Below are 15,011 nucleotides of genomic sequence, written 5' to 3'. Positions count from 1 at the left end.
GCGGTGTTCGGACAGGCGAACGTCCTGGCACAGGGCGCGGCAGGTTTCCCACCCAGCGTGGAGGACTTCTACCTGCCCAGCATCCTCCCGTGGGGTGAGCACAACTCGTACTGGTTCACCAAGATCACGGCCATGGTCTGGATCGCCGTCGGCGTCCTGATCATCTTCTTCCTGGCCAGCTACCGGAAGCCGCAGCTGGTGCCGACGAAGAAGCAGTGGATCGCCGAGTCGATCTACGGCTTCGTCCGGAACAACATCGCCGTCGACATGATCGGGCACGCGGGTGTGCGGTTCGCGCCGTACTTCACCACGCTGTTCTGCTTCATCCTGTTGACGAACTTCTTCGCGATCGTGCCGTTCTTCCAGATCTCGCCGAACTCGCACATCGCCTTCCCGGCCTTCCTCGCCGCGATCAGCTACGTGATGTTCAACTGGATCGGCATCCGGCACCACGGCTTCGTGAAGTACTTCAAGAACTCGCTGATCCCGCCGGCCCCCTGGTACATCCTGCCGATTCTGATCCCGATCGAGTTCTTCTCGACCTTCCTGGTCCGGCCGTTCTCGCTGGCCGTCCGTCTCTTCGCGAACATGTTCGCCGGCCACATGCTCCTGCTGGTCTTCACGCTCGGCGGCTTCGCGATGATCAGCGCCAACACCTGGCTGGCCCCGGTCTCGGTGCTGTCCTGGGTGATGACCGTCGCGCTCACCTTCCTCGAGTTCCTGGTGATCTGCCTGCAGGCGTACGTCTTCACCGTGCTGACCGCCAGCTACGTGCAGGGCGCCCTCGCCGAGGAACACTGATCCACCTTCTCGCACCACCCGTTGTCGTCCCGCGTGACCGTCACGCGTGATAACCAGGAGGAACCAAACCAATGGACGTTCTCGCCGCGGTAGAGGGCAGCACCGCCGCCATCGGCTACGGCCTCGCGGCCATCGGCCCGGGCATCGGTGTCGGCCTGGTCTTCGCCGCCTACATCCAGTCGACCGCCCGCCAGCCGGAGTCGTCGCGGATCACCCTGCCGTACGTCTGGATCGGCTTCGCCGTCATCGAGGCGCTCGCGCTGCTCGGCATCGCCTTCGGCTTCATCTGGCAGGGCAACCTCTAAGTCCCGCCCTTAGACCGGGAGGTTTCCCATGTTCCTGCTCGCCGCTGAGGGTGGTGAATCCACCCACAACCCGATCATCCCGCTCTGGCAGGAGCTGGTGGTCGGTGGCATCGCCTTCATCGTGCTCTGCGTCGTGCTGATGAAGTTCGTCTTCCCCCGCATGGAGCAGACGTTCCAGGCCCGCGTCGATGCGATCGAGGGTGGCATCAAGCGCGCCGAGGCCGCCCAGGCCGAGGCCAACCAGCTCCTCGAGCAGTACCGGGCCCAGCTCGCCGAGGCGCGGACCGACGCCGCCCGGATCCGGGACGACGCCCGCGCCGACGCCGAGGGCATCCGCCAGGACATCCTCGCCAAGGCGCGGGAGGAGTCCGACCGGATCATCGCGGCCGGCAAGGAGCAGCTCGCCGCCGAGCGGGCCACCATCGTGCGCGAGCTGCGCACGGAGGTCGGCACGATCGCGGTCGACCTGGCCAGCAAGATCGTCGGTGAGTCGCTGGCCGACGAGGCCCGCCGCAAGGGCACCGTCGACCGGTTCCTGAACGACCTCGAGAGCACGGGGGCCCGCTGATGCAGGCCGCCAGCCGGGAGTCGTACCAGGCCGCGACCGGGCGCCTGGCGGCGTACGCGCGGGGTGCGGAGCCGTCGGCGGTGGCCACCACCGCCGACGACCTGCTCGCCGTCGCCGGCCTGCTGCGGCGCGAGCCGCGGCTGCGCCGGGCGCTGTCCGACCCGGCCCGGCCGGGATCGGACCGCGCCGGGCTGCTCTCCGGGATGCTCCAGGGCAAGATCGGCGCGGACGCGCTCGACCTGCTCACCGCGCTGGTGTCCGACCGCTGGTCGGCGCCGTCGGAGCTGCTCGACGGCGCCGAGCGGCTGGGCGTGGAGGCGCTGCTCGCCAGCGCCGACGCGGCCGGCGACCTCGGCGAGGTCGAGGACGAGCTGTTCCGCTTCGGTCAGGTGGTCGCCGGCGAGCCCGCGCTCTCCGCGGCGTTCGCCGACCCGATCGCCCCGGCCGAGCAGCGGGCCGGGCTGGCCCGCGAGCTGCTGGCCGGCAAGGCCCGCCCGGTCACCGTCCGCCTCGTCGAGGTGGCGCTGGGCGGGTTCGGCGGGCGATCGTTCACCGGCTCGCTCACCCGGCTGGTCGAGCTCGCCGCCGACCGGCGGGACCGGCAGGTCGCGTACGTCACCGTGGCGGCCCCGTTGAGTGACGAGGACGAGCGCCGCCTGGGTGCCCGGCTCTCCGCGATGTACGGTCGGGAGGTCTCCGTCAAGCAGACGGTCGACCCCTCGATCCTCGGTGGCGTCAGCGTCCGGGTTGGCTCCGACCTGTACGACGGCACCGTCCTGCGCCGCCTCAACGAGACCCGCAACGCGCTCGCCAAGCGCTGACCGGCACGCACCGGCGACCCGCGAAGCACTGAATGCCAGACGCCATTCGGACCGGTCGGTACTAGGTATCCCGGGCCCCTGATACTTGAAGGAAGCAGAGGATGGCCGAGCTGACCATCTCGACGGAGGAGATCCGCGGCGCCCTGGAGCGCTACGTCTCCTCCTACTCGACCGCCGTCTCCCGTGAGGAGGTCGGCACCGTCGCCGACGCCGGCGACGGCATCGCCCACGTCGAGGGCCTCCCCTCGACCATGACCAACGAGCTCCTGGAGTTCGAGGACGGCACGCTCGGCGTGGCGCTGAACCTCGACGTCCGGGAGATCGGTGTCGTCGTCCTCGGTGACTTCGGCGGGATCGAGGAGGGGCAGCGCGTCAAGCGCACCGAGCGCGTGCTCTCCGTGCCGGTCGGCGACGCCTTCCTCGGCCGCGTGGTCAACGCGCTCGGCCAGCCGATCGACGGCCTCGGCGACATCGCCAACGAGGGCTACCGCGAGCTGGAGCTCCAGGCCCCGAACGTGATGTCCCGGCAGTCCGTCTCCGAGCCGATGCAGACCGGCCTCAAGGCCGTCGACGCCATGACCCCGATCGGCCGGGGCCAGCGGCAGCTGATCATCGGCGACCGAAAGACCGGCAAGACCACCGTCGCGCTGGACACCATCCTCAACCAGCGGGACAACTGGCGCTCCGGCGACCCGAAGAAGCAGGTCCGCTGCATCTACGTCGCCATCGGCCAGAAGGCCTCCACGATCGCCTCGATCAAGGGCACGCTGGAGGAGGCCGGCGCGATGGAGTACACCACCATCGTCGCCTCCCCGGCCTCCGACCCGGCCGGCTTCAAGTACCTCGCCCCGTACACCGGCTCGTCCATCGGGCAGCACTGGATGTACGGCGGCAAGCACGTCCTGATCGTCTTCGACGACCTGAGCAAGCAGGCCGAGGCGTACCGGGCCGTGTCGCTGCTGCTGCGCCGCCCGCCGGGCCGCGAGGCGTACCCGGGTGACGTCTTCTACCTGCACTCCCGGCTGCTGGAGCGCTGCGCCAAGCTCTCCGACGAGCTGGGCGGCGGCTCGATGACCGGCCTGCCGATCATCGAGACGAAGGCCAACGACATCTCGGCCTTCATCCCGACCAACGTCATCTCCATCACCGACGGCCAGATCTTCCTCGAGACCGACCTGTTCAACCAGGGCGTCCGGCCGGCCATCAACGTCGGCACCTCGGTCTCCCGGGTCGGCGGCGCCGCCCAGGTGAAGCCGATGCGGAAGGTCTCCGGTTCGCTGCGGCTCAACCTGGCCCAGTACCGCGAGCTGGAGGCGTTCGCGGCCTTCGCCTCGGACCTGGACAAGGCGTCCCGCGCCCAGCTGGAGCGTGGCTCCCGGCTGGTCGAGCTGCTGAAGCAGCCGAACTACTCGCCGTACCCGGTGCAGGAGCAGGTCGTCTCCGTCTGGGCCGGCACCGAGGGCAAGCTCGACGACATCCCGGTCGGCGAGATCAAGCGCTTCGAGTCGGAGTTCCTCCAGTACCTGCGCCACAAGCACGAGGGCGTGCTGGCGGGGATCGCCGACTTCAAGTGGGACGACGAGATCATCGCCTCGCTGGACGCCGCGATCACCGAGTTCAAGAAGCTCTTCCTGGGCAAGGAGGACGAGCCTCGGATCAACGAGGCGCCGGCCGCCCCCATGGAGGGCGAGGAGAACCGCGAGTCGGTGACCCGCTACCGCGACACCGCCGAGAAGCAGTAGGGCTGACGGATGGCGGCCCAGGTACGCGTTCTTCGTCAGCGGATCCGATCCGCTAAGGGGATGAAGAAGATCACCAAGGCGATGGAGCTCGTGGCGACGAGCCGGATCGCCAAGGCCCAGGCCCGGGTGGAGGCGTCCCTGCCGTACGCCCAGGCCATCACCGGCGTGCTCACGGCGCTGGCGTCCAACGCGCGGATCGACCACCCGCTGCTCACCCCGCGCGAGCGGGTGCGGCGGGCGGGCGTCCTGCTGGTGACCGCCGACCGTGGCCTCGCCGGTGGTTACAGCTCGAACGCGATCCGGACGGCGGAGTCGCTGATCGCCCGGCTGCGCGCCGACGGCAAGGAGCCGGTGCTCTACGTCATCGGGCGCAAGGGCGTGCAGTACTACCGGTTCCGGGACCGGCCGATCGAGGCGAGCTGGACGGGCTTCTCGGAGCAGCCGGGCTTCGCCGACGCCCGCACGGTCGGGGAGACGCTGATCAAGGCGTTCACCGCCGGGGCGGACGACACGGACGGCAGCGCGGGGGCGGACGGGGTGCTCGGGATCGACGAGCTGCACATCGTCTTCACCGAGTTCAAGTCCCTGATGACCCAGAACCCGGTGACGCGGATCATCGGCCCGATGCAGGTCGAGGACCGTCCGCGGTCCGAGGGCCTGCTCCCGGCGTACGAGTTCGAGCCGGAGGCGGAGGCGCTGCTCGACGCGCTGCTGCCGAAGTACATCAACACGCGGATCTACGCGGCGTTGCTGGAGTCGGCGGCCAGCGAGTCGGCGGCCCGGCGGCGGGCGATGAAGAGCGCCACCGACAACGCCGAAGAGATGATCGAGAAGTACACGCGTGAGATGAACTCGGCCCGCCAGGCCGGGATCACCCAGGAGATCAGCGAGATCGTCGGCGGCGCGAACGCGCTGGCCGCGTCGGGAAGTGAAGTGTGATGACTGCCCCAGTAGAGACCAAGACGGCCACGGGTCGCGTGGTCCGGGTCATCGGCCCGGTCGTCGACGCCGAGTTCCCGCGCGACGGCATGCCGGACCTGTTCAACGCGCTGCACGTGGACGTGACCCTGTCCGGCGGCCAGAAGACGCTGACCCTGGAGGTCGCCCAGCACCTGGGCGACAACCTGATCCGCGCCATCTCGATGCAGCCGACCGACGGCCTGGTCCGTGGCACCGAGGTGCGCGACACCGGCTCGCCGATCCGGGTGCCGGTGGGCGACGCGGTCAAGGGCCACGTCTTCAACGCCATCGGCGAGTGCCTCAACCTCACCGAGGGCGAGACGCTCAACGCGGACGACCACTGGGGGATCCACCGCAAGGCCCCGGCCTTCGCGGACCTGGAGCCGAAGACCGAGATGCTGGAGACCGGCATCAAGGTCATCGACCTGCTCGCCCCGTACGTCAAGGGCGGCAAGATCGGCCTGTTCGGCGGCGCGGGCGTGGGCAAGACGGTGCTCATCCAGGAGATGATCACCCGCGTGGCCCGGAACTTCGGTGGCACGTCGGTGTTCGCCGGCGTGGGTGAGCGCACCCGTGAGGGCAACGACCTCATCGCCGAGATGACCGAGTCCGGCGTCATCGACAAGACGGCGCTGGTCTACGGCCAGATGGACGAGCCGCCGGGCACCCGGCTGCGGGTCGCCCTCTCCGCGCTGACCATGGCGGAGTACTTCCGCGACGTGCAGAAGCAGGAGGTGCTGCTCTTCATCGACAACATCTTCCGCTTCACCCAGGCGGGTTCCGAGGTCTCCACGCTGCTCGGCCGGATGCCGAGCGCCGTGGGTTACCAGCCGACCCTGGCCGACGAGATGGGCGAGCTCCAGGAGCGGATCACCTCCGTCCGGGGCCAGGCCATCACCTCGATGCAGGCGATCTACGTGCCGGCGGACGACTACACCGACCCCGCCCCGGCCACCACGTTCGCCCACCTCGACGCGACCACCAACCTGGAGCGGTCGATCTCCGACAAGGGCATCTACCCGGCCGTGGACCCGCTGGCGTCCTCGTCCCGGATCCTCGCCCCGGAGTTCGTCGGCGCCGAGCACTTCGCGGTCGCCACCGAGGTCAAGCGGATCCTGCAGAAGTACAAGGACCTGCAGGACATCATCGCCATCCTGGGCATCGAGGAGCTCTCCGAGGAGGACAAGCTCGTCGTCGGCCGGGCCCGGCGCATCGAGCGCTTCCTGTCGCAGAACACCTACGCCGCCGAGCAGTTCACCGGCGTGCCGGGCTCGACGGTCCCGATCAAGGAGACCATCGAGGCGTTCAAGAAGATCAGCGAGGGCGAGTACGACCACTTCCCCGAGCAGGCCTTCTTCATGTGCGGCGGTCTTGAGGACCTGGAGCGCAAGGCCGCGGAGCTGATGAAGGGCTAGGGTCCTCCTCACACCAACGAAACCGCCCCGGTGCATACCGGGGCGGTTTTCGTTCATGTTGAGGCCCTATGATCTCCGCTGTCCGGTTCACCGACCGGCGGGACCGCCGTGCGCGAGGTACCGTCGATCCACGCCGTCTTCCCCTGGGCGAGCGGTGGTCACTGCAACTATTCGGCTGCGTACGCCCGTCTCCTACTCGTGGGCGTGACGAACGGAGATGATCGTGGGTAAGGCCGGCAAGGACGGCAGGAGGAGGAAACCGTCCGGGTGGGCGCTCGTCCCGCGTTGGGCGCGGGTGTGCACGGTGTTCGGCGCCGTGCTCATGCTGCTCAGCGGCACGATGCTGGTGGGCTACGAGGCGCTGCTGTCGCGCTACGAGGGCGCGATCGGCAAGGGCGACCTCTTCGGCGACCAGGCCGCGGGTGCCCAGCAGCGCAAGACCGACCTCAAGGGCCCACTCAACATCCTGCTGGTCGGCATCGACCCGCGCAACCCGGAGACCCCGCCGCTGGCCGACTCGATCATGGTGCTGCACGTGCCGGCCGAGCTCGACCGCGCGTACCTGTTCTCGATGCCGCGGGATCTGCGGGTGGAGATCCCGAAGTTCAGCAAGGCGGAGTTCCACGGCGGCACCGACAAGCTCAACGCCGCCATGTCGTACGGCAGCCGGGTCCCGGGTCAGAACCCGGACGCCGCGCGAGGCTTCGAGCTGCTGGCCATGACAGTGCAGCAGGTGACCGGGATCGACCGGTTCGACGCGGGCGCGATCATCAACTTCACCGGCTTCCAGAAGATCGTCGACGCGATGGGCGGCGTCGACATGTACATCGAGCGCGAGGTGCGCTCCGAGCACCGGGAGCCGAGCGGGGTGCACCGCAAGGGCAACCCGAACGGTGAGGGCTACATCGGCCCGCAGGCGGTCTACCAGAAGGGCGACCAGCACCTGAGCGGGTGGCAGGCGCTGGACTACGTCCGGCAGCGTTACCCGAAGAACGGCGTCCCGGACGCCGACTACGGCCGGCAGCGCCACCAGCAGCAGTTCATCAAGGCGATGGTCGACCAGGCGTTCAGCGCCGACGTGGTGGCCAACCCGATCAAGCTGGACAACGTGCTCCGGGCCGCCGGGCAGTCGCTGATCTTCAATGGCCGGGGTAACAGCGTCGTCGACTTCGCGCTCGCGCTGAAGAACATCCGCTCTAGCAACGTCGAGCTGATCAAGCTGCCGGGGACGAGCATCGGCGCCGGCCGGGCGTACAAGGGCGAGCGGTTGCTGCCGCTCGCGGAGGACTTCTTCGCCGCACTGCGGGAAGAACGGCTGGACCAGTTCCTTCTGGAGCACCCGGACTTCCGCAACAAGACCAAGTAGGACCGCCGGGCGGTCCCGAAACGGGTGGCGCAGCTTACGCCACCCGCGTTGGGGGCGCACAGGCGGCGCGACTAGACTTTTGACAATCCGCCGCCGCAGCAAGGAGACAGCGTGGCACAGCAGCTTCACGTCGAGCTCGTAGCCGTCGAGGAGAAGGTCTGGTCCGGCGAGGCCGAGATGGTCGTCGCCCGGACGACCGAGGGTGAGCTGGGCGTGCTGCCGGGGCACGCGCCCCTGCTCGGCCAGCTCGCCGAGCCCGGCCAGGTCCGGATCAAGCTCCCCGGCGGCGAGCAGGTGTCGTACGAGGTGGCCGGCGGCTTCCTCTCGGTGAGCAGCCAGGGCGTAACGGTCCTGGCCGAGACCGCCACCCCCGTCTCCGCCGCGCAGAGTCGCTGAGCCGACCCGCCGATGGAGATCGTGGAGGGAATCGGCATCGGCCTCGCCGCCGTGCTCGCCGCTCTCCTGATCCTCTTCGTCCGGCGGGCACTGGTGACCCGCAGCGGCGGGATCATCCGACTCAGCGTCCGGGTCTCCACGATCCTCGACGGCCGGGGCTGGTCGCCCGGTTTCGGCCGCTTCTCCGGCGAAGAACTCCGCTGGTACCGGATGTTCAGCTTCGCTCTGCGCCCCAAGCGGGTGCTCTCCCGCAAGACGCTGGTCGTGGAGCGGCGGCGGCTGCCCGAGGGGCAGGAGCGGCTCTCCATGCCCGCCGACTGGGTGATCCTCCGCTGTAGCAGCCAGCGGGTGCCCGTGGAGATCGCCATGGCTCGCTCCACGGTCACCGGCTTCCTCTCCTGGCTCGAGGCCGCCCCGCCCGGGGCGGCCTCGCCGCGTCTGGCCTCCCAGGACTGGCCCGCGGCCTGACCCTTTCCTTCGCTGCGGTCGCTCTCCTAGCCGCGGTTGCTCTCCGCACTGCGGCGCTTTCTCCGCTGCCGTCCGGTCCCGGCGTGTGGTGGTTGCGCGGCCCGCCCGTGTGCGCGTCCCCGCGCGCCCGCGTCCAAGATCCGCGCAGTTTCACTGAAACTGCGGCCTCCCGACGGCTTGAGGCAGCAGTTTCAGCGAAGTTGTCCGCATCTTGGGGTGCGTCGGTCGGGGTCGCCGCTGTGCGGCGGCATGGGCGGGTGCGCGCCTCGGCTCTTGAAGATCTTGGTGCGGAACGGGCCCTGGAGCGGCCGAATCCTGCCAGGGTCTCCGGGCGGCTCCGCCGTGTCGGTGACTCGCGTGGATCAGCCCGCCCGCGGTCTGATCAGCTCTGCGTTGTCGGTGACCTCGCGTGGATCAACCCGGCCCGGGTCTGATCAGCCGCGGTCTCGGCGCGGTTGGTCTGATCTCGGTCCATCCGATTCGGTCCGCTTCAAGCGCTTTGTCGGATATGACCTCGCCTGGCCCCCGCGGGCTGTCCGTGGGGGCCCGTGATCGGCGCCATGTCGGCGACATTGGGGTGTCCAGCCGGCGGGATGCCGCCATGTCGGCGACATGAGGGTGGATCACCCGGCACCGGGTGCGTCGATCCGCGGCTTATGTCCGTTCCGGTGGTGCGTCTGGGTGTGACCGGGGGCATCGTGGGGGCGGAATCGTGGCGGGGGTGGGGTCGTTACACGTGACGCACGACCGAGCAGCCACCGCCGTCCCCGAGCAACAGCGGGCCGCAATGCCCGGGCAACAGCGGGCCGCAATGCCCGGGCAACAGCGGGGCGCAATGCCCGGGCAACAGCGGGCCGCAATGCCCGGGCAACAGCGGGCCGCAATGCCCCGGGCAACACCGAGCCGGAGTGCCCACGTGTAACAGCGGGCCGGAATGATGGTGGGCCGCCGGTCGTTGGACATGGTTCCCGGCGCCGCGACGAGGCACCCCGCCCGCGCGAGGCATCCCTGCCCCGCGGTCGCACCGGGCAGAGACTTTCCCCCTTCGAGCGCCTGGCGGTGCTTGCGCACGCCGTCCCCCCTTTGGTGTGCGTCGACCCCCGAATGGAGCTTTCGATCATGAACACGATGCTGCTGCGTAAGAGCGTTCTCGGTATCGCCGGTCTGGCCTTCGCCGGTGGCCTCGCCGCCGGCCCCCTGCACCACGACACCACCGCCGCCTCCACGGTCGAGGCGAAGCCGGTCGCGGTGGCCGTGCAGGCCGACAAGCCCGACACGAGCAAGCTGATCCCGCACGGTGTGCAGGGCGCGCAGTCGCACCTCACCCTGGACGGGGAGCAGACCGGTAACGCGAAGGCGATCATCGCCGCGACGAAGAAGGCCGGTCTGCCGGAGCGGGCGGCGGTGATCTCGATTGCCACCAGCCTGCAGGAGTCGAAGCTGGAGAACCTGGGGCACCTGGGTGACGCCAACGACCACGACTCGCTGGGCCTGTTCCAGCAGCGCCCGTCGTCGGGTTGGGGCACCCCGGAGCAGATCACCGACCCGGAGTACTCGACGACCGCGTTCCTGAAGGGGTTGCGGCAGGTCGATGGGTGGCAGGACATGCCGCTGACCGACGCCGCGCAGACGGTGCAGGTGTCGGCCTACCCGGACGCGTACGCCCAGTGGGAGCAGCAGGCCGCCGACCTGGTCGCCCAGCACTGGAACAGCTGACAGAAGCGCAACCCGTTGGCCGGGTCCCCGAACCGGGGACCCGGCCAACGGCGTACCCGGGTCAGGTGGGGGAGGCCACCAGTTCCACCTCGTAGCCCTGGTCGTTCGCGAGGTACGCGGCGTACGTCTGCGGACCGCCCGCGTACGGGTGGCGGTCCGGGAAGAGCAGTGACCAGCCGTGACGCGGAGCGGCCGCGACGAGCCGGTCCACCGCGGCGGGCGGCCCGGCGTGGAAGGCGAGGTGGTTCAGGCCGGGGGCGAGCCGATCGTGGTTTCGTCCGGACAGCGCCGGGGACTCCTCCAGCACGAGGTACGTCGGACCGAGCCGCCACGAACGGCCGGCGGGCCAGTCCTGGTGCGGGGTCCAGCCCAGCTCGCGCAGCAGCCAGCCCCAGCTGCGGATCGCCCCGGGCAGGTCCGGCACCCAGACCTCGACGTGGTGCAGCCCGCCGGCGGGGGCGGCAGTCGGGCCCCGGGCGTCAACCGAGCCTGACGCTTCCCCGTTCAGCGCTGACCGCCCGGGACCCATAGCACGTCGCCCGCCGGATTTGCCGTTCTTGACAGGATGAAGAGCAGATCGGAGAGCCGGTTGAGATACTTTGCCGGAAGTGTGCTGGTCCGGTCAGGATCGTGGGTCACCAGTGCCCACGCCGCGCGCTCGGCCCGCCGGGCGACCGTCCGTGCCACGTGCAGCAGCGCCGCGCCCGGCGTCCCGCCGGGCAGGATGAAGGAGTCGAGCTTGGCCAGGCGCTCGTTGTACTCGTCGCACCAGCCCTCAAGGCGCTGCACGTATTCCTCGGTCACCCGCAGCGGCGGGTACTTCGGGTCCGGCTCGACCGGCGTGGCCAGGTCGGCGCCGACGTCGAACAGGTCGTTCTGGATCGACCCCAGCACCGCGCGCAGCTCGTCGTCGAGTTGCCCGAGCGCGATCGCGACCCCGATGGCCGCGTTGCACTCGTCCACGTCGGCGTACGCGGCGATCCGCGGATCGGTCTTCGCGACCTCTTCGTTGTTGTTCAGCCTGGTCGTGCCGGCGTCGCCGGCCCTGGTGTAGATGCGCGTGAGGTGGACGGCCATGACGCACAGCCTACGGATCCCGGACCTGACCATCCCGATGCGGCCGGAGCAGGGCCGGCTGGAGCAGGGTCCACCGGAGCAGAGCCGGCCGGCCGGCGTCGGCCCCGGGGACGCCGGCGACCCGGCGGTCAACGACGTCGATGTCATCCGGGTGGCCGGTAACGCCCGGCTCGGCGGGACGGTGCACGTCGTCGGGGCGAAGAACTCCGCGCTCAAGCTCATGGCCGCCGCGCTGCTCGCGCCGGGGCGAAGCGTGATCACCAACGTCCCCCGGATCACGGACATCGCCATCATGGGGGAGGTGCTGCGCCGGCTGGGCTGCGGCGTACGGTTCGACGCCGACGACCCGGTCGACCCGATGGTGGCCCGGGGCGGGGTGGCCCGCTCCCGGTCGGTCACCATCGACGTGCCGGAGCAGCCGGGCGCGGAGGCCGACTACGACCTGGTACGCCGGCTGCGGGCGTCGATCTGCGTGCTCGGCCCTCTGCTGGCGCGGCGGGGGTACGTGCGGGTGGCCCACCCCGGCGGGGACGCCATCGGCTCCCGGGGGCTGGACATGCACATCTCGGGGCTGACCCGGATGGGCGCCGACATCTCCGGCGAGCACGGCTTCGTCATCGCCGACGCCCCGGACGGGCTGCACGGCGCGGACATCGTCCTCGATTTCCCCAGCGTCGGCGCCACCGAGAACCTGGTGATGGCCGCGGTGCTGGCCCGGGGCACGACGGTGATCGACAACGCGGCCCGGGAGCCGGAGATCGTCGACATCTGCTCGATGCTGATCCGGATGGGCGCCCGCATCGAGGGGGAGGGCACCTCCACCCTGCGCATCGAGGGGGTGTCCGAGCTGCGGCCGGTGCGGCACGCGACCGTGGGGGACCGGATCGTCGCCGGGACCTGGGCGTTCGGCGCCGCGATGACCCGGGGCGACGTGACCGTGACCGGCATCGACCCGGCGTTCCTGGAGGTCGCGCTGGACAAGCTGGTCTGCGCCGGCGGCCTGGTCGAGACCCGCGAGGGCGCCTTCCGGGTACGGATGGCGGACCGCCCGAGGGCGGTGGACGTGGTGACCCTGCCGTACCCGGGCTTCGCCACCGACCTGCTGCCGATGGCGATCGGGCTCGCCACGGTGAGCGAGGGGGCGTCCCTGATCACCGAGAACATCTTCGACGGCCGGTTCATGTTCGCCAACGAGATGATGCGGTTGGGCGCGGACATCAAGACCGACGGCCATCACGCCGTTGTCCGGGGGCGGGACCGGCTCTCCGGCGCGCCCGTCCGGGCCACCGACATCCGGGCCGGCGCAGGGCTGATCATCGCCGGGTTGTGCGCCGACGGGGTCACCGAGGTCTCCCACGTGCACCACGTCGACCGCGGCTACCCGGACTTCGTCGCCGACCTGCGGGCGCTGGGGGTGGAGGTCGAGCGGGGCACTGTACCGGACGAGCCGGCCCTGGAGATCTGACCGGGCGCCGGCCGCGCGGGGCCGACCCCGACGGGTCCCGGGGTCACGCGTGATGTTTGGGCCCCAACGCCGCCAACACCGGTGGACGCCGTGGCCGACTTAACCTTCGTTCAGTCTTGCCGACTAGGGTGCTGACAGACACTCGAATTCAGGCGAGGGAGAGAGCAGATGGCGGGTCGACTCGCGGTCGTCGGGGCCGGGCCGATGGGCTCGGGCATCGCCCAGGTGGCGGCGCAGGCGGGCTGGCAGGTGACGCTGCGGGACCTGGACGACGCGGCCACCGGGCGGGGGCTGGCCGGCATCCGGAAGTCGCTGGAGAAGTTCGCCGAGAAGGGCACGATCGACCGCTCCGAGGTCGAGGCGACGCTGGGCCGGATCACCCCGACCACCGACCTGGAGGCCGCCGCCGACGCCGACATCGTCGTCGAGGCGGTCTTCGAGCGGCTGGACGTCAAGCACGAGGTGTTCCGCGCGCTAAACAAGATCTGCAAGGCCGACGCGGTGCTGGCCACCAACACCTCCGCCATTCCGGTCACCCAGATCGCCGCGGTGACCGAGCGCCCCGAGTCGGTCGTCGGCACCCACTTCTTCTCGCCCGTGCCGATGATGAAGCTCTGCGAGCTGGTGCGCGGCTACAAGACCAGCGACGAGACGCTGGCCACCGCGAAGGCGTTCGCCGAGGGCGTGGGCAAGACGGTCGTGGTGGTGAACCGGGACATCGCCGGCTTCGTCACCACCCGGCTGATCGCCGCGCTGGTCGTGGAGGCGGTGAAGCTGGTCGAGTCGGGCGTGGTGTCGGCCGAGGATTTGGACACCGCCTGCCGGCTCGGCTTCGGCCACGCCATGGGCCCGCTGGCCACCTGCGACCTGACCGGCGTGGACGTGCTGCTGCACGCCTCGAAGAACATCTACACCGACACCGCCGACGAGAAGTTCTTCCCGCCGGAGCTGCTCCAGCGCATGGTCACGGCCGGCGACCTGGGCCGCAAGACCGGCAGGGGTTTCTACACCTACTGAACCGCTGGGCTCACCTGTCCCCGCCGGGTGCCGGCGGGGACAGGGTCAGCGGCCCGGGCGGGGTGGGGTGAGCGCGCCGGCCAGGAACGGGAAGGCGGTGGGGACCACCGTGCCCCAGTAGACGAAGTTGTGCCGGCCGTCGGCGTACTCGGCCAGGGCCGGCGGCTCGGGCAGCGCGCGGGCGAGCGCCCGTACCTCGGGTAGCAGGCCGTCCTGCCGGCCGCACCAGAGCCCCACCGGGGTCCCGCGCAGCCGCTGGGCGCCCGCGAAGACGGCGTCCCCGGGCCGTACGGCGGGGGAGAAGGCGGCCACCGCGCGCAGCCAGCCGGGGTACGTCTCGGCGAGCAGCAGCGACCCGAAGCCCCCCATCGACCAGCCCCAGGCGGCGATCCGGCTGGTGTCGAACCCGCGCTCGGCGCACCACGCCGGCAGTTCCTCGCGCACCATCCGCTGCGGGTCGTCCGAGCCCGAGCGGCGCCACGACAGCCGGCCGCCGGTCGCGCCGGCGAGCGCGAACGGCGGGGCGCCCCGGCGTACGGCGTCGGTGAGGAACCGGGCCAGCCCGAACCGGGCGAAGTCGCGCGGGGTCGAGGACGCGCCGTGCAGCACCAGGCAGACCGGCAGGCCCCGTCCGTCGCTGTGGCCCGCGGGCACGGCCGTCCAGAAGTCGACGGAACGGCCCCGCGTGGCGGACGCCCGCTGGACCAGCCGCTCGTCGCCGGCCGGAGCGTCCGGCAACGCGGGCGCGGGCCCGGGGCGGGGCCGGGTCAGCTCCCGGGCCGTCCAGCCCGCCCCCACGGCCAGGGTGGCCGTGCCGGCCCCGGCCAGCAGCAGTCGTCGCCGGGTCAGTCGAAGCACCACCGGCCCAGTCTGGCAGCCTCGGCCCCTCCGGGC

Annotated in this window: 16 protein-coding genes; 13 read left to right on the top strand and 3 right to left on the bottom strand. The window is 70.6% G+C overall.

Annotated features, from left to right (window positions below; all coding sequences use genetic code 11):
• Positions 1-3: 3 nt before the first annotated feature.
• The 11 genes from atpB (at position 4) to JD77_RS06005 (ending at position 10,558) form a co-directional block, all read left to right on the top strand.
• Complete coding sequence (atpB, locus tag JD77_RS06055; protein WP_145773407.1) at positions 4-801, top strand: F0F1 ATP synthase subunit A; 798 nt, start codon at positions 4-6, stop codon at positions 799-801.
• Between the two features lie 71 nt (positions 802-872).
• Entirely contained in the window at positions 873-1,106 is a 234-nt protein-coding gene (locus JD77_RS06050) for an ATP synthase F0 subunit C (RefSeq protein WP_145773406.1), read from the top strand.
• A 28-nt stretch (positions 1,107-1,134) separates the two neighbouring features.
• On the top strand, positions 1,135-1,674 hold the full coding sequence (locus JD77_RS06045) for a F0F1 ATP synthase subunit B (RefSeq protein WP_145773405.1): 540 nt from the start codon (positions 1,135-1,137) through the stop codon (positions 1,672-1,674).
• Positions 1,674-2,495 carry a F0F1 ATP synthase subunit delta gene (locus tag JD77_RS06040; RefSeq protein WP_145773404.1) on the top strand — a complete coding sequence of 274 codons (822 nt, stop codon included), beginning with the start codon at positions 1,674-1,676 and terminating at the stop codon, positions 2,493-2,495. The genes JD77_RS06045 and JD77_RS06040 overlap by 1 nt, the downstream gene beginning before the upstream one ends.
• A 101-nt stretch (positions 2,496-2,596) precedes the next feature.
• Positions 2,597-4,237 carry a F0F1 ATP synthase subunit alpha gene (gene atpA / locus JD77_RS06035; RefSeq protein ID WP_145773403.1) on the top strand — a complete coding sequence of 547 codons (1,641 nt, stop codon included), beginning with the start codon at positions 2,597-2,599 and terminating at the stop codon, positions 4,235-4,237.
• 9 nt (positions 4,238-4,246) lie between these two features.
• Positions 4,247-5,176 carry a F0F1 ATP synthase subunit gamma gene (locus tag JD77_RS06030; RefSeq protein WP_145773402.1) on the top strand — a complete coding sequence of 310 codons (930 nt, stop codon included), beginning with the start codon at positions 4,247-4,249 and terminating at the stop codon, positions 5,174-5,176.
• Positions 5,176-6,612, top strand: coding sequence for a F0F1 ATP synthase subunit beta (gene atpD, locus JD77_RS06025; RefSeq protein WP_145773401.1), 1,437 nt, complete (start codon positions 5,176-5,178; stop codon positions 6,610-6,612). Before JD77_RS06030 ends, atpD begins: the two co-directional genes overlap by 1 nt.
• A 217-nt stretch (positions 6,613-6,829) precedes the next feature.
• Positions 6,830-7,978 carry an LCP family protein gene (locus tag JD77_RS06020; RefSeq protein WP_145773400.1) on the top strand — a complete coding sequence of 383 codons (1,149 nt, stop codon included), beginning with the start codon at positions 6,830-6,832 and terminating at the stop codon, positions 7,976-7,978.
• Positions 7,979-8,089: 111 nt separating this feature from the next.
• On the top strand, positions 8,090-8,374 hold the full coding sequence (locus JD77_RS06015) for a F0F1 ATP synthase subunit epsilon (protein WP_145773399.1): 285 nt from the start codon (positions 8,090-8,092) through the stop codon (positions 8,372-8,374).
• A gap of 12 nt (positions 8,375-8,386) precedes the next feature.
• Positions 8,387-8,842 carry a DUF2550 domain-containing protein gene (locus JD77_RS06010; protein ID WP_145773398.1) on the top strand — a complete coding sequence of 152 codons (456 nt, stop codon included), beginning with the start codon at positions 8,387-8,389 and terminating at the stop codon, positions 8,840-8,842.
• A gap of 1,119 nt (positions 8,843-9,961) precedes the next feature.
• On the top strand, positions 9,962-10,558 hold the full coding sequence (locus tag JD77_RS06005) for a hypothetical protein (protein ID WP_145773397.1): 597 nt from the start codon (positions 9,962-9,964) through the stop codon (positions 10,556-10,558).
• A 61-nt stretch (positions 10,559-10,619) separates the two neighbouring features.
• On the opposite strand, the gene JD77_RS06000 is transcribed toward JD77_RS06005, so the two are convergent.
• Entirely contained in the window at positions 10,620-11,003 is a 384-nt protein-coding gene (locus tag JD77_RS06000; RefSeq protein ID WP_342799678.1) for a VOC family protein, read from the bottom strand.
• Between the two features lie 59 nt (positions 11,004-11,062).
• Positions 11,063-11,635 (bottom strand): cob(I)yrinic acid a,c-diamide adenosyltransferase, encoded by a 573-nt coding sequence (locus JD77_RS05995; protein ID WP_145773395.1) that lies wholly within the window; start codon positions 11,633-11,635, stop codon positions 11,063-11,065.
• Here JD77_RS05995 and murA point away from each other — a divergent pair.
• Together murA and JD77_RS05985 are read left to right on the top strand one after the other, a co-directional pair.
• On the top strand, positions 11,634-13,100 hold the full coding sequence (gene murA / locus JD77_RS05990; protein WP_145773394.1) for a UDP-N-acetylglucosamine 1-carboxyvinyltransferase: 1,467 nt from the start codon (positions 11,634-11,636) through the stop codon (positions 13,098-13,100). The two genes, JD77_RS05995 and murA, sit on opposite strands and share 2 nt — an antisense overlap.
• Before the next feature lie 168 nt (positions 13,101-13,268).
• Positions 13,269-14,117: a 3-hydroxyacyl-CoA dehydrogenase family protein gene (locus JD77_RS05985; RefSeq protein ID WP_145773393.1), complete on the top strand. Its 849-nt coding sequence runs from the start codon at positions 13,269-13,271 to the stop codon at positions 14,115-14,117.
• 45 nt (positions 14,118-14,162) lie between these two features.
• On the opposite strand, the gene JD77_RS05980 is transcribed toward JD77_RS05985, so the two are convergent.
• On the bottom strand, positions 14,163-14,978 hold the full coding sequence (locus tag JD77_RS05980; RefSeq protein WP_145773392.1) for an alpha/beta hydrolase: 816 nt from the start codon (positions 14,976-14,978) through the stop codon (positions 14,163-14,165).
• Positions 14,979-15,011 lie beyond the last annotated feature (33 nt).

The sequence above is a fragment of the Micromonospora olivasterospora genome (assembly GCF_007830265.1).
GTDB lineage: Bacteria > Actinomycetota > Actinomycetes > Mycobacteriales > Micromonosporaceae > Micromonospora > Micromonospora olivasterospora.
Note: the sequence above shows the minus strand (reverse complement) of the source record. Positions and strands in the feature narration are given on the sequence as shown.

Excerpts from the sequence above, each read along its gene's own strand:
- JD77_RS06050 (WP_145773406.1), top strand. The coding sequence starts at position 873 with ATGGACGTTCTCGCCGCGGTAGAGGGCAGCACCGCCGCCATCGGCTAC.
- JD77_RS06045 (WP_145773405.1), top strand. The coding sequence starts at position 1,135 with ATGTTCCTGCTCGCCGCTGAGGGTGGTGAATCCACCCACAACCCGATC.
- JD77_RS06040 (WP_145773404.1), top strand. The coding sequence starts at position 1,674 with ATGCAGGCCGCCAGCCGGGAGTCGTACCAGGCCGCGACCGGGCGCCTG.
- atpA (WP_145773403.1), top strand. The coding sequence starts at position 2,597 with ATGGCCGAGCTGACCATCTCGACGGAGGAGATCCGCGGCGCCCTGGAG.
- JD77_RS06030 (WP_145773402.1), top strand. The coding sequence starts at position 4,247 with ATGGCGGCCCAGGTACGCGTTCTTCGTCAGCGGATCCGATCCGCTAAG.
- atpD (WP_145773401.1), top strand. The coding sequence starts at position 5,176 with ATGACTGCCCCAGTAGAGACCAAGACGGCCACGGGTCGCGTGGTCCGG.
- JD77_RS06020 (WP_145773400.1), top strand. The coding sequence starts at position 6,830 with ATGATCGTGGGTAAGGCCGGCAAGGACGGCAGGAGGAGGAAACCGTCC.
- JD77_RS06010 (WP_145773398.1), top strand. The coding sequence starts at position 8,387 with ATGGAGATCGTGGAGGGAATCGGCATCGGCCTCGCCGCCGTGCTCGCC.
- JD77_RS06005 (WP_145773397.1), top strand. The coding sequence starts at position 9,962 with ATGAACACGATGCTGCTGCGTAAGAGCGTTCTCGGTATCGCCGGTCTG.
- murA (WP_145773394.1), top strand. The coding sequence starts at position 11,634 with ATGACGCACAGCCTACGGATCCCGGACCTGACCATCCCGATGCGGCCG.
- JD77_RS05995 (WP_145773395.1), bottom strand. The coding sequence starts at position 11,635 with ATGGCCGTCCACCTCACGCGCATCTACACCAGGGCCGGCGACGCCGGC.
- JD77_RS05985 (WP_145773393.1), top strand. The coding sequence starts at position 13,269 with ATGGCGGGTCGACTCGCGGTCGTCGGGGCCGGGCCGATGGGCTCGGGC.